The organism is Ruegeria sp. CG3 (genome assembly GCF_056537205.1).
The window spans coordinates 1,857,252-1,870,490 of record NZ_JBQFRC010000001.1; the positions used below are offsets into that span (position 1 = coordinate 1,857,252).

Genomic DNA, 13,239 nt, shown 5'->3' on the forward strand with positions numbered 1-13,239 from the left:
GGGTGAACATATGGCAACTCAGAAAAATACCGACGATGGCGGAGCCATGTTTGCGGGAGACAACCGCGCAGCGGTAATTGCCGACTACAAGATCGCCCAGTTTTCCCGGTTGCAACTTCCGGCGTTGATGGCTTCGCCGGCTATGGCAGGGGGCCTGACACCATTTATCCCCATAGACTGGCTGCTGGACCTTCTGAAATCGATCCGCACCTACGCGGATTGGGTGAAGGAATGCGACAAGATCAAAGCCAAGATTCAAAAGGCGCTGGATACACTGCAGCCGCCGCCCCAGGATCACCCTTTGGGGCTTGTAGTACCACCGGTTCCGCCGACGCCCGGCACGACCCGTCTTCGTCAGATCCTTGAGGTCATCGATGCGGCCAAGACCGCAGCCGGCAACATGGAGCCAGACTCGGCGCGCGACAGCCTCAAAGAGGCCAAGGACATGATGCACCACGACTCGGTCAAAGCCGAGTTCCGCCGGCTGAATGACGTGGATGGCTGGTACGACATTCTTGAGGAATTGCAGGACGCGATCGATTACCTGGAACGTGTCTCGCGGCACTGACCCACGCCGGCACAGCCAAAGCGCGCGTGCGGCACAGTCAGCCTGCTGAAAGCTGATCCCGCAGGGCCTCGGCAGCCCTCAGTTCGAACTCTCCATAGATGGCGGCCTGCGGTTGTATCGCCCGCAGATACGGCAGGCGTTTTTCATAGTCTTCCACCGACAGCATCCGCACGGCCTGCTGGATGTCCGCCTCGCTTTCGCACAGGATCATCCCCTCGGTATCGAGGAAGTCGCCGATATTGGGGCACCCCCAATAGATCGGGACTGTCGAACACAGAACGGCGTCGATCAGCTTCTCCGAGAAGTAGTTCCTCTCGCGCACGTTTTCGATGACGACCGAATAACGATAAGGTGCCAACCCGTCTGACTTGTTCTCGAACGGCTGATAGCCGCGGCCCATGATGTCGATGTCAGCGCCTGTGTCACGGGCCCAATCGATCAGCCTGTGCCTCAGCTGGTGCCCCTCCAGATCGCGCTTTGCCGACGCGATCAGCGAACATGACCGCGTCTTGACGACGCTCAGATCCTGCCACTCGGGAACTTGGGTCACGCCGTAGGGCAGGAAAACCGCGTTGGGCAGGCTGTTCAGCAATACATCGTGAAAGGTGAACACCCGGAAAAAACGCCGCCAGGTCCAGCGCAGCATCCGATCGTGCTTGCCATGTATGGCCGATGGCTCGCCCATCATCAGCGATATCCGAGCCCGCGTGCCGCGTCGCAGGCGCAGGTGTACAGTGGAATTGGGATACATGATCAGGTGGTCGGAGGGCGCGAGGTCACCAACGGTCTTTCCTGACAGGCGCTCGGGGCAGCCCAGCGGCCAATTCAGATCTGCCAGCGGAACCGAGGCCAGTTTCGGCCCCAGACGGTGGCCATAGGGCAGAATCGCGATCGCAGGTTCGGTCATTGCAGGCTGTCCGGCAGGTCGGTCTGTCCGCGCATCAGCACAAACCCGCGCCCGGCAACCTTGATGCCCGTCATCGCATCCGTTGGCCCGACCCGCGTTACGGTCGCCTGGCCGGGACGGCCCATGTCGTGGCCCTGTTCGGCGACAAAGCTGTCTTTCGGCATCAGCCCGTATTTCCACAGGTAAGCCGCCATTGCACCGGTGGCGGAGCCGGTGAACGGATCTTCGGGCGGGCTGGGCGGCGCCAGCAACAGACGCGAGAACGTATCCCCTTGAGCCGTGGCCCCCTGCAGGGTCACCAGAAAGGGTTCGGCCATGTCGGACCCGGCATATCCGGCAGTTTCCGCCACCCGTTGCAGTGCATCCACATTCAGTTGTGCCGCGCGCAAGGCTGCGTGATCCCGCAGAACTGTAATGCAGAACGGCAGCCCGGTCGAAACCATCTGCGGCGGCGAAATGATCGCACTTGCAGGTAGGCCGATCGCAGCTGCAACAAGGTCTTCCGGCACCCGCGTGCCGAATTCGGGCGCGATCTGGGTCATCTCGATCTGGTCGCCATGCAGCTCGATCGACACGATCCCTGCTCCGGTTTCCAGCGTCAGTGCGTCAGCAGATATCATTCCTCGGGAGCGCATGGCAGCCACGGTCGCAATGGTCGGGTGTCCGGCAAAGGGAATTTCACGGCTGGCCAGGAAATACCGCACTCGGATATCCGCCACATCCGATGGGCCGGTAAACGTGCATTCTACCAAAGACGTCTCGCGGACAAACGCCGTGCAGACCGTTTCCGGCAAATGCGCGCCACCATGCACGACTGCACAGCCATTTCCGCCGAATGCCGTGTCGCTGAAAGCATCCACCCAATCGAAATCGAACCAGCTCATGCGCCCTCTCGTGCCTGCAGTCAGAAAGTGCCGGGAATGCAAACCCGCGGGTGGCATGTTTGACGCCTCACGCGCCGCTTGTCACGTTGAATCGGTCTGTGGCCGTGTCAGTGCACGGCCACCGGAGACAGGTCATGCTGCCGCGCCAGTACGAAGGCCAGCTTTCGATCGGCGACAAGCGCCAGTTGCTGCCCATCTGAATCGTGAACGGCATAAAGATGATCCAGATCACCCACCTGCGTGCGCACCTCGTGCGGCAGGTTGGCCACGTTCACGGCCTTCACGTAGACGATCCGATTGCCTTCGGTGTTGATTTCATACGGTGTATTCATGGCTTACCCCTTCCTAATGTTGATCGTCTGCACAACGGTTTCGGGCACGGCGCGGGTCAGGTCGATATGCAGAAGGCCATTTTCCATGATGGCTTCGCCGACCTCGACACCGTCGGCCAGCACGAACATGCGCTGGAACTGACGGGCCGCGATGCCGCGGTGCAGGAACACGCGCCCCTCGCTGTCGTCGCGCTGACGGCCGCGGATCACCAGTTGCCTATCTTCGATGGTGATCGACAGGTCGTCCTCGGCAAACCCGGCTACGGCCAAGGTAATGCGGTAGGAATGATCCGACGTCTGTTCGATGTTGTAGGGCGGATACCCTTCGTTTCCGGCCTTTGCAGACCGTTCCAGAAGGCGTTCCAGCTGCTCGAACCCCAGAAGATGCGGGTATGAGCCAAGAGTAAGTTTTGACACGTTTTCTCGTCCTTCTTTGTCAAAGCGACGTGATGCGCGGCCCCGTAACGGCAGCTGCGCACAAGACAATATGGGATGAAACGTGTGTCTCCACAAGGTCTAGGCGGATTCACTTGAACGCACTATCTTGTGTAACACGCACCACCAGCCAAACATGAGTCGCCCATGAATGCGCCCACCGACATTTCGATGAAAACCGACGAGGTTCTGCGCGTCGAACTGGAGGTGTTTCGCCAGCAGCACCGCGACCTAGACGAGGCAATCAAGGCGCTCGAAGCGACCGGCACCGCCGATCAGTTGACGGTGAAGCGGCTGAAGAAACAGAAGCTGCGCCTGAAGGACATCATCCGGCTGATCGAGGATCGTCTGACCCCTGACATCATCGCCTGACCGGGCGCGGTCAACCGCATTGCCACGCAAGCGGATTTCACTATAGTGCGCGCTTCCTAACGCAGGCGGGGAACAGGGCGGATGAGCGAGATCAAGGTCGGAATCATCATGGGCAGCCAGTCGGACTGGCCCACCATGAAAGGCGCTGCAGAGATACTGGACGAACTGGGCGTGGCCTACGAGGCCAAGATCGTCTCGGCCCACCGCACACCGGACCGTCTGTGGGAGTACGGCAAGACCGCCGTGCAGCGCGGACTTCAGGTAATCATCGCCGGCGCTGGCGGTGCCGCACATCTGCCAGGCATGATGGCGTCCAAGACGCGGGTACCGGTGATCGGCGTTCCGGTGCAGACACGGGCGCTGTCCGGTGTCGACTCGCTCTATTCCATCGTGCAGATGCCCAAGGGTTTCCCGGTTGCGACCATGGCCATCGGTTCGGCCGGCGGCGCCAATGCCGGCCTGATGGCCGCCGGTATTCTGGCCCTGCAGGACGCAGCCCTGGCCGACCGGCTGGACGCCTGGCGCGCGGCGCTGTCGGACTCGATCCCCGAGGAGCCCCGCGATGAGTAACCCCTTGCAGCCCGGCGCGGTGATCGGAATTCTGGGCGGCGGCCAGCTGGGGCGGATGCTGTCGATGGCCGCGGCGCGGCTGGGCTTCGTGACCCATATCTTCGAGCCGGGCACCAACCCGCCCGCGGGCCAGGTGGCGCATCGCGTGACCACCGCACCTTATGAGGATGCCGAGGCGCTGGCCGCGTTTGCGCAATCGGTCGATGTCATCACCTACGAGTTCGAGAACATCCCGACCGAGGCGCTGGACATTCTGGAATCGCACCGTCCCATCCGCCCCGGACGCGAGGCGCTGCGGGTCAGTCAGGACCGGCTGACCGAAAAGACATTCCTGCAAGGCCTGGGCCTGAACACCGCACCCTTTGCCGATGTGACCGACCTGGACAGCCTGCAGGCCGCCATCGAACGGATCGGCACGCCGGCCATCCTCAAGACCCGCCGCTTCGGCTATGACGGCAAGGGGCAGGCGCGGCTGAAGTCGCCCGAGGACGCCCGGTCCGCACTGGCCGACATGCAGGGCGCGCCCGCGATCCTGGAAGGCTTCGTCAATTTCAGCCACGAGGTGTCGATCATTGCCGCCCGCGGGCTGGACGGCCAGGTGGCCTGCTTCGACCTCGGCGAAAACGTGCACCGCGACGGCATCCTGCACACGACCACGGTGCCCGCGCGCCTGTCCCCTGCCCTGCGGACCGACGCGGTGCTGCTGGCCGCGAATATCCTGAACGCACTGGACTATGTCGGCGTCATGGGGGTCGAACTGTTCGTGACGCCGCAGGGCCTGATCGTGAACGAGATCGCGCCGCGCGTTCACAACTCGGGCCACTGGACGCAAAACGGCTGTGCGGTCGATCAGTTCGAACAGCATATCCGCGCCGTGGCCGGCTGGCCTCTGGGCGACGGGCAGCGTCACGCGGATGTTGTGATGGAGAACCTGATCGGCGACGACATGGACCGCGTGCCCGAGCTTGCGCAACAGCGCGACGTGGCCCTGCACCTGTATGGCAAGGCCGAGGTCAAGCCGGGCCGCAAAATGGGCCATTTCAACCGGATCAAACGCTAGCGCGCCGCGGCGACGAACCGCCCGGCGACATCCCCCGACAGGAAACTGACCCGGCCGCCGGCGATGGTGGCCGCCACGCGCTGCGTTTCCGCATCCAGAACGACCAGATCGGCGCGTTTGCCGGGTTGCAGCGACCCGCGGTCCCCGAGGCCAAGCACCCGCGCGGGCCCCGACGACACCAGCGCCCACGCGCCCGCCAGATCCATCAGCCCCGATTTCATCAACATCAGCGCCGCCCTGCGCGGGCTGGGATAGTGGTAATCCGACGCCAGCGCATCGCACAGCCCCATGGCGATCAGGTCCAGCGCGCTGACGTTGCCCTTGTGCGATCCGCCCCGCACCACGTTGGGCGAGCCCAGAATGACGTGATCGCCCGCGGCCTTGGCCGCCTCGGCCGCTTCGAGCGTTTCGGGAAATTCGGCGATATGCACGCCGCGCGCGCGGCAGTGGCAACGGGCCTCTGCCGTGGCGTCATCATGGCTGCCCAGACGCACGCCTTGTTGGGCCAACGCCGCGCACAGCGCATCAAGCGCAGTTGGAACCTCGGAGGTGCGGGCGTGCATGTCCTGCAGCATCTTCAGATGCGCCTCGGGGCTGCGACCAGCCTTGAGCGCCTGCCCGGTCAAACGCGGCGGGGTACGCCCCTGCGCCAGACGGTCATGGGGCAGATGATCGTTGAACACGACATAGGGCACCTGCCAGTCGGCGATGCGCCCCGGCAGGTCGGCATAGTCATCCAGCAGGTGGGTTTCGAACCGCAACTGCGGGATCAGGTCGGTGACCACGCTGCCCTTCACCGCCGCGATCGCGCGGAACACGTCGGCGGCGAACTCTGGGCCGCGTACGCCGCCCTCCCAGCTGTAGAACTGCGCCAGCACGGCGGTGGTGATGCCATTGGCTGCCAGTTCGGCCTCGGCGGCGCGGATGCCCTCGTCCATCTGCTTCATGGCCCCCCGGCGCGGGGCGATGTGACGCTCGAACCCGTCCCCGTGCAGGTCGATGATGCCCGGCAGGATCAGATAGCCGCTCAGATCAACGACCGGCGCACCGCTGCCCTCCTGGATCAAGCCGTCCGCGATTGAGAGATCGTTACCGACAAGTCCGCGATCAGGGTGCAGAACCTGCGCCCCGGAAAAGGTCAGCTCCAATGCGGTCATCGCGTGGGTTCCGAGGCGGGTTCGGCGCAGTCCTCTCCGATGCAGATCTCATCAATGATGTCCATCACACCGTCCAGCCAGGTTATGTTGGGATCGAACTCACCGAACTCGATGAAGTGCAAAGCCTGCGCCATGACCTGCGGGTTGTTCATCATGAACGTATGCGTCACCGGCAGCACGATGTGGTCGGTCATGCCCTGGACTTTGGTTTCTTCGACAGCGACCTTGCCGTCATCCGGTCCATCAACCAGCGACGAAAAGACCGGATTCAAGGAGTTCTCGCCTGCAATCACCCCCAGCTCGAAGTCGACCGGTGGCAGGCGACGCGGAATACCTTCGGGACCCGTACCCAGCTGCAGGCCGGCGGGGCCGTTCAACAGACCGAACACTTCCCAATCGCCCAGTTCATCGACCAATTGGCTGCCTTGGTTGGGCGGACCAAGCATGACGACGCGGCCCAGATTTTGCGGATGGTGATCCTGCAGCCAGTAGCGCAACAGGATACCCCCCATCGAGTGCGCGACAACGTTGACGGTGTCACCTCCGCATGCCGCAAACGCCTCGGGTATGGTCCGGTCGGCCAGTTCCGGAATCGGAAGATCCGTCGAGCGATAACCCGGCCGCACAACGGTGTACCCGTGCACCTTGAACAACTGCTCCATGACCGAAAACGATGCTTCGGTTCGGGCAAGCCCATGCAGCAGGACAACGCATTTTGCCTGCGCGGCGATCGGCATCAGGAAAAGCAATATGAAAAACAGGATCCGCATGGCTGCCAGATAATGGCTATTCTTCGGAGTGGAAAGACCTAGCGCCGCCTCACGCGCATAACTGCCAATGCAATACCGCCCAAAACCAACCCTGCCCCTGCCATCAGCCGCAGGCTCAGTTGCTCGCCGAGCAGCGCCACACCTACAATGATCGCAATCACCGGGACGCTCAGCTGAACTACGGCTGCAACCGCAGGCGCCAACTGGGGCAGCAGGCGATACCACAGGGCGTACCCCAACCCCGAGGTTACGCCGCCAGATACGGCCGCCAACCCCAAACCCGCCCAGGTCAAGTTCCACGCCGGAGCGCCGGCGATCAAAATGCCAGCGGTCACCGGCAGGGCCACCACAAAGTTCGAGGCCGTTCCCGCCAGCGCATCGGGCTCGGACCGACCAGCAATCGAATACGCAGCCCACCCGACCCCTGCGGCGGCCATCAAGGCTGCCCCTGTCGGGTCAACACGTGCCTCAGCGCCTGGCCACAGAACCCAAGCCAATCCGGCCATTGCAATTGCTGCCCCCGCCACCTGTCGAAAAGTCGGGATCGCCCCCGTCAGGGTGCCGGCCAGAAACATCGAGATCTGGACCACCGCAAACAGGATCAAGGCGCCCAATCCCGCATCAAGTGACAGATAGGCCACCGAGAACCCGACCATGTAAAGCGACAAGGAGCCTGCTCCGATCACTCGGCGCCTGTCGAACACCCGCAGGGTGCCACCCCGCGACACGACCAAGGCGCAAAGAACGAGCGCACCACAGAGCACACGAACAACGGCAAAACTCGCCGGGTCGCTGGCTCCGCTCTCAACGGCCAACCGGTTCAGGATGGAATTGGCCGCAAAGGCACACATTGTCAGGGCGGTCAGAAGAAACAGCTGCATACCCCACCAATATCGTGTCTGCACACAATGGACACCCGCTTTCCTGCGCTTCCGCGTGACCGGCTGCGGCGATCCCCAGAATTGCAAGCAGCGCCGGCCGAAACACGGCGGATCACTGAAAAAATCAAAGCGGGGCCGCCCGAAGGCGACCCCGCTGAAATTTTCGGTAAGACTTTCCCTTGCGGGTTGTCTGAATTCGCTGACGCGAACCCGGACAGTCTTACATCATGCCGCCCATGCCGCCCATGTCGGGCATGCCAGCACCGGCGCCTGCACCTTCTTTGGCGGGCTTGTCGGCAACCATGGCTTCGGTGGTGATCAGCAGACCGGCAACCGAGGCAGCGTCTTCCAGAGCGGTACGCACCACTTTGGCCGGGTCAATCACGCCGAACTTGAACATGTCGCCATATTCTTCGGTCTGAGCGTTGAAGCCGAAGGCTGTGTCCGAGGACTCGCGCACCTTGCCGGCAACGACGGCACCGTCGACACCTGCGTTTTCAGCAATCTGACGCAGCGGCGCTTCGATGGCCTTGCGAACGATGTTGATACCGGCGTCCTGATCGGCGTTGACACCTTTCAGATCGGCCAGAGCCTTGCCGGCCTGAACCAGGGCAACACCGCCACCCACGACGACACCTTCCTGAACGGCGGCGCGCGTTGCGTTCAGAGCGTCGTCCACACGGTCCTTGCGCTCTTTCACTTCAACTTCGGTCATACCACCGACGCGGATAACGGCAACACCGCCTGCCAGTTTGGCAACGCGCTCTTGCAGCTTCTCACGGTCGTAGTCGCTGGTGGTTTCTTCGATCTGGGTACGGATCTGGGCAACGCGTGCTTCGATCTCGGCCTTCTCGCCAGCACCGTCGACGATGGTGGTTTCGTCCTTGGTGATCGACACTTTCTTGGCGGTGCCAAGCATGTCCATGGTGACGTTTTCCAGCTTCATGCCCAGGTCTTCGCTGATGACCTGACCGCCGGTCAGGATTGCGATGTCCTGCAGCATTGCCTTGCGGCGATCGCCGAAGCCCGGAGCCTTGACGGCAGCGATCTTCAGACCACCGCGCAGCTTGTTGACAACCAGAGTTGCCAGCGCTTCGCCTTCAACGTCCTCGGCGATAATCAGCAGCGGCTTCTGCGACTGGATCACCTGCTCGAGCAGCGGAACCATCGGCTGCAGCGACGAGAGTTTCTTCTCGTGCAGCAGGATCATGCAGTCTTCCAGCTCGGCAACCATCTTGTCTGCGTTGGTGACGAAGTAGGGCGACAGGTAGCCACGGTCGAACTGCATACCTTCGACGACGTCGGTCTCGGTTTCCAGACCTTTGTTCTCTTCGACGGTGATGACGCCTTCGTTGCCGACCTTCTGCATCGCGTCTGCGATCTGGCGGCCGATTTCAGCTTCGCCGTTGGCCGAGATGGTGCCAACCTGCGCAACTTCGTCGCTGTCTTTGACTTCGCGGGCAGCGTTCTTGATTTCCTCGACGACTTTGGCGGTCGCCATGTCGATGCCGCGCTTCAGGTCCATCGGGTTCAGGCCGGCAGCAACCTGCTTGAGGCCTTCCTTGACGATGGCCTGGGCCAGAACGGTTGCGGTGGTGGTGCCGTCACCGGCTTCGTCATTGGTGCGGCTGGCGACTTCTTTCACCATCTGCGCGCCCATGTTCTCGAACTTGTCTTCCAGTTCGATTTCCTTGGCGACCGAAACACCGTCTTTGGTGATGCGCGGCGCGCCGAAGGATTTGTCCAGAACCACGTTGCGGCCTTTGGGGCCGAGGGTCACCTTCACAGCATCCGCCAGGATGTTCACACCCTTCAGCATGCGGTTGCGGGCATCGGTGTCGAACTTGACGTCCTTTGCAGACATGTCTTTTTCTCCTCGAGAAATGTGTTTGAAATGAAGATCAGAGCAAGCGCGGGCGCGTTACTCGATGATCCCCATGATGTCGCTTTCTTTCATCATCAGCAGCTCTTCGCCGTCGACGTGGACCTCGGTGCCGGACCATTTGCCGAACAGGATCTTGTCGCCGGGCTTCACAGCCATCGCGATCAGTTCGCCGCTGTCTTTCCGCGCGCCTTCGCCGGTTGCAACGACTTCGCCTTCGCTGGGCTTTTCTTTTGCGCTGTCGGGAATGATCAGGCCGCCTGCGGTTTTCTCTTCGCTTTCGGTACGGCGAACCAGCACGCGGTCATGAAGCGGTTTCAATGCCATCTTTGCAGCTCCTTGGGCTCAAAGGTTGATTTCCTCCCCCCGCGGTCTTGCGGGGTGTTAGCACTCAGCTTGGTCGAGTGCTAACGACGCATAGCTAGGGGGTGATTTCCGGCGAGTCAACAATCGGTGATGAATTTTTTTCGCGCGCAGCCTGAGGCCGGCCAAGTCAGGTCGGGTCTTCCCAGCTGTAAGCCCAGTGCTTCAGACCTTCGGACCCGGAAGGCGACAGTTCATAGACGCCCTTTGCCACCTTTTCAAACCAGCCATAATGGTTTTCGCGCATGAGGCGCGTCGCGGCCGCAACGCCGGTGGCACTGGCGACCTCAGCACCTTTGGTCGCCCCGTGTTCGGCCAGATGCGCGGCACATTTCAGGGCATCCTGCCGATAGGCAGTTACGATTCCGTGCCGGGTTGCCCCACCCGAGTTCGGATCCCCTTCCAGCCGCTCGAACTCGCGCAACAGTCGCGCAGCTTTGGCCTTGTTCTTTCGCGGCGCATAGTGTCCAGGGTCACAATGGACTTCGACCCGCCCATCCGCACGAACGGTGATCAAACCCAGCCCCAACCGACGACACAGGGACAGGTTGTCCCGCAACGCCCGGCGCGCCGACCGGCCGGTGGGCTTGCAGACGGCCACATAGACCTGATCCGATACCTTCAACCGGGTCACGGCCTGATGGAACAAGGCCAGCGAAAATCTCAGCTTCAATTCAACGATCACTGGATCACAACCGGGCTTGACGGCCACGATGTCGGCGGCGCCCACCTCTCCTTTCACGGAGTACCCTTGCCGCTGCAATAGCGCCTTGATCGGAGGATAGAGATCCTGTTCGCGGTTCATGACGCCATGCTATGGTTTTTTCCGAAAAACGCCATACGGATACACGGCTTGCGCGCGGTAGGCGGGCGTGGCTATCTGTTCCCAAGTTCTTTCAGCCACAATCGGAATGGTCTCGATGCGCGTGTTTCTTTTTGCCCTGCTTGCTGCTCTGCATCCAATTGTGGCCAATGCCGCCTGTGACGGGCGCGATTTGCGGCAAGACATGACGCCTGAGGCCCGGGCCGAGTTGAACGCGGCCACCAGTCAGATGGCATATCCCGAAGGCAATCACTGGATTGCACAGAAGGACAACACTGTTTTGCATCTGATTGGCACATTGCACGTCAACGATCCGCGAATGGGCCCGGTGGTGGAGCGGTTGGCGCCAATGTTGAGCGAGGCCGACGCGTTTTACTTCGAGATCACCCAATCCGACATGTCCGCTTTCGAACAAGACCTGGCCAAGGATTTCAGCCCGGTCCTGATCAACTCGGGACCAACTCTGATCGATCTGATGAGCGAAGAGGACTGGGCCGTGATTTCCAAGGCGCTTTCCGCACGCGGCATTCCCGGTTGGATGGCCGCGAAACTGCGCCCCTGGTTCCTGTCGATGATGCTGGGTATGCCACCCTGCATGCTCCAGGTGCCAGATGCAGACCGGGGAATGGATGCGCGCCTGACCGAACTGGCCGAAGCTGAAGGCAAACCGCAATACTCTCTGGAACAGATCGACGACCTGATCGAGATCTTCGACAGCCACACGCTTGAAGAGCAGGTGCAGTCTTTGGTGCGCATGGTCGATGCCTTTGACGCCGGCGATGACCACATGGTGACGATGGCCACCGCATATTTCGAGGAGAAGCACGCAGAAATCCTGCAATTCGCAAAGATATATGGGCGCGAGGCTTCGGGTCTGGCGCCTGACGTGTTTGCACAGGAATGGGCCGCATTCGAGGACCAGCTTCTGGTTCAACGCAACGACAACTGGATGGAAACGATCCTGACCATCGAAAACCAGGCGGCGGTGATCGCGGTTGGTGCCGGTCATCTGGGTGGAGACCATGGACTTCTGCAACAGCTGGAACGCGCCGGATATCAACTGAGCCGCGCACAGTTCTGAGCGGTCAGCGCTTCTGTCAGACCAACCGTCGCAGCCTTGTTTCTGCCGGGTGACAACGCCAATGGACCACCCTATAAGGCGCGCAAACTCCTTATGTGCAGGAAACAGACATGACCACCCAAGTATTTGGCCACAAATCTCCCGACACCGACTCGACCGGATCGCCGATCCTGTGGGCCTGGTATCTGAACGAAGTCAAAGGCGAAAAGGCCGAGGCCGTCCTGCTGGGCGAACCCAACACCGAAGCTGCCTTCATGCTGCAGCGCTGGGACCTGCCCAAGCCGCGCATCATCGAGGATGTCGAGACCGATGCGCCCGTCGTCATCGTTGACACAAACAACCCGGCCGAGCTGCCTGCCAATGTCAACAATGCGGATATTCGCGCCATCATCGACCACCACAAGCTGGTCGGTGGGCTGGAGACCAAAGGCCCGATCGACATTACCGTCCGCCCGCTGGCCTGCACGGCAACCATCATGATCGACCTGATGGGCGACGACGCCGCCAAGATGCCCGAGGCCGTCAAAGGCGCGGCCCTGACCTGCATCCTGTCGGACACGCTGGAGTTCCGCTCGCCTACCACCACTGCGCATGACCGCGAAGTGGCCGAGAAGCTGGCCGCCGAGCTGGGTCTGGATGTTTCGGCCTATGCTTCCGACATGTTCGCCGCGAAATCGGACGTATCGTCTTTCTCGGACGCCGAACTGATCCGCATGGACAGCAAGGAATACGAGGTCGACGGCACCAAGTTCCGCGTGTCCGTTCTGGAAACCACCGCGCCGGGCGTGGTGCTTGACCGCAAGGACAGCCTGGCCCAGTCGATGGTCGAGGTGGCGAAGGAAGACGGTGTGGACCAGGTGCTGCTGTTCGTCGTCGACATCCTGAACGAAGAGGCCACCCTGTTGGTGCCGAACGACCTGGTCAAATCGGTTGCCGAGAAAAGCTTTGACGCTTCGGTGTCCGGCGACACGGTTGTTCTGCCGGGCATCATGAGCCGCAAGAAGCAGATCATTCCGAACCTCAAGGTCTGATCCCGTTCACAGTTCAGCGAAAGGCGCCCCCACCGGGCGCCTTTTTTTGTTTGCGCGTCGAAAGGTTTGCCGGATGGCAAATCGTTGCTAGGCTGGACGCAGGGACAGGGTGGATCGGGACAC

General features: G+C 61.6%; 16 protein-coding genes. 6 read left to right on the forward strand and 10 right to left on the reverse strand.

Annotated elements, in window-relative coordinates:
• The first annotated feature begins 10 nt into the window (after window positions 1–10).
• Window positions 11–568 carry a hypothetical protein gene (locus ACR0NB_RS09195; RefSeq protein ID WP_170340578.1) on the forward strand — a complete coding sequence of 186 codons (558 nt, stop codon included), beginning with the start codon at window positions 11–13 and terminating at the stop codon, window positions 566–568.
• 37 nt (window positions 569–605) lie between these two features.
• Here the strand turns inward: ACR0NB_RS09195 and ACR0NB_RS09200 are convergent, their stop codons facing one another.
• The 4 genes from ACR0NB_RS09200 to ACR0NB_RS09215 all read right to left on the reverse strand — a co-directional run bounded on the left by ACR0NB_RS09200 (window position 606) and on the right by ACR0NB_RS09215 (window position 3,108).
• Window positions 606–1,475, reverse strand: a complete 870-nt coding sequence (locus tag ACR0NB_RS09200) for a hypothetical protein (RefSeq protein WP_480775468.1) — start codon at window positions 1,473–1,475, stop codon at window positions 606–608.
• A complete protein-coding gene (locus ACR0NB_RS09205; RefSeq protein WP_170357138.1) occupies window positions 1,472–2,359 on the reverse strand; it encodes a PhzF family phenazine biosynthesis protein in 888 nt (295 codons plus the stop codon). Before ACR0NB_RS09205 ends, ACR0NB_RS09200 begins: the two co-directional genes overlap by 4 nt.
• Before the next feature lie 107 nt (window positions 2,360–2,466).
• Window positions 2,467–2,691 carry a DUF1150 family protein gene (locus ACR0NB_RS09210; protein ID WP_093964659.1) on the reverse strand — a complete coding sequence of 75 codons (225 nt, stop codon included), beginning with the start codon at window positions 2,689–2,691 and terminating at the stop codon, window positions 2,467–2,469.
• 3 nt (window positions 2,692–2,694) lie between these two features.
• A complete protein-coding gene (locus ACR0NB_RS09215) occupies window positions 2,695–3,108 on the reverse strand; it encodes an Hsp20 family protein (protein ID WP_093964658.1) in 414 nt (137 codons plus the stop codon).
• A gap of 165 nt (window positions 3,109–3,273) precedes the next feature.
• Here ACR0NB_RS09215 and ACR0NB_RS09220 point away from each other — a divergent pair, with 165 nt between their 5' ends.
• From ACR0NB_RS09220 to ACR0NB_RS09230, 3 genes are all read left to right on the forward strand, one after another.
• Window positions 3,274–3,498, forward strand: a complete 225-nt coding sequence (locus ACR0NB_RS09220) for a YdcH family protein (protein ID WP_005981552.1) — start codon at window positions 3,274–3,276, stop codon at window positions 3,496–3,498.
• Window positions 3,499–3,579: 81 nt separating this feature from the next.
• Entirely contained in the window at window positions 3,580–4,068 is a 489-nt protein-coding gene (purE, locus tag ACR0NB_RS09225) for a 5-(carboxyamino)imidazole ribonucleotide mutase (RefSeq protein WP_480775469.1), read from the forward strand.
• Entirely contained in the window at window positions 4,061–5,128 is a 1,068-nt protein-coding gene (locus tag ACR0NB_RS09230; protein WP_480775470.1) for a 5-(carboxyamino)imidazole ribonucleotide synthase, read from the forward strand. The genes purE and ACR0NB_RS09230 overlap by 8 nt, the downstream gene beginning before the upstream one ends.
• Here ACR0NB_RS09230 and ACR0NB_RS09235 read toward each other — a convergent pair.
• From ACR0NB_RS09235 to ACR0NB_RS09260, 6 genes are all read right to left on the reverse strand, one after another.
• Window positions 5,125–6,285 (reverse strand): alpha-D-ribose 1-methylphosphonate 5-triphosphate diphosphatase, encoded by a 1,161-nt coding sequence (locus tag ACR0NB_RS09235; RefSeq protein WP_170390895.1) that lies wholly within the window; start codon window positions 6,283–6,285, stop codon window positions 5,125–5,127. The genes ACR0NB_RS09230 and ACR0NB_RS09235 overlap by 4 nt on opposite strands.
• Window positions 6,282–7,055 carry an alpha/beta fold hydrolase gene (locus ACR0NB_RS09240; RefSeq protein WP_170454384.1) on the reverse strand — a complete coding sequence of 258 codons (774 nt, stop codon included), beginning with the start codon at window positions 7,053–7,055 and terminating at the stop codon, window positions 6,282–6,284. The genes ACR0NB_RS09235 and ACR0NB_RS09240 overlap by 4 nt, the downstream gene beginning before the upstream one ends.
• A gap of 38 nt (window positions 7,056–7,093) precedes the next feature.
• Window positions 7,094–7,936 carry a DMT family transporter gene (locus ACR0NB_RS09245; protein WP_480775471.1) on the reverse strand — a complete coding sequence of 281 codons (843 nt, stop codon included), beginning with the start codon at window positions 7,934–7,936 and terminating at the stop codon, window positions 7,094–7,096.
• Between the two features lie 220 nt (window positions 7,937–8,156).
• Complete coding sequence (gene groL, locus ACR0NB_RS09250) at window positions 8,157–9,800, reverse strand: chaperonin GroEL (RefSeq protein WP_170339978.1); 1,644 nt, start codon at window positions 9,798–9,800, stop codon at window positions 8,157–8,159.
• A gap of 57 nt (window positions 9,801–9,857) precedes the next feature.
• Entirely contained in the window at window positions 9,858–10,145 is a 288-nt protein-coding gene (gene groES, locus ACR0NB_RS09255) for a co-chaperone GroES (protein WP_093964650.1), read from the reverse strand.
• Between the two features lie 166 nt (window positions 10,146–10,311).
• Window positions 10,312–10,986: a DUF2161 domain-containing phosphodiesterase gene (locus tag ACR0NB_RS09260; RefSeq protein ID WP_170441639.1), complete on the reverse strand. Its 675-nt coding sequence runs from the start codon at window positions 10,984–10,986 to the stop codon at window positions 10,312–10,314.
• A gap of 115 nt (window positions 10,987–11,101) precedes the next feature.
• Between ACR0NB_RS09260 and ACR0NB_RS09265 the strand changes: the two genes are divergently transcribed.
• A complete protein-coding gene (locus tag ACR0NB_RS09265) occupies window positions 11,102–12,085 on the forward strand; it encodes a TraB/GumN family protein (protein WP_480775472.1) in 984 nt (327 codons plus the stop codon).
• Window positions 12,086–12,195: 110 nt separating this feature from the next.
• Window positions 12,196–13,116: a manganese-dependent inorganic pyrophosphatase gene (locus ACR0NB_RS09270; protein WP_480775473.1), complete on the forward strand. Its 921-nt coding sequence runs from the start codon at window positions 12,196–12,198 to the stop codon at window positions 13,114–13,116.
• Window positions 13,117–13,239: the final 123 nt, after the last annotated feature.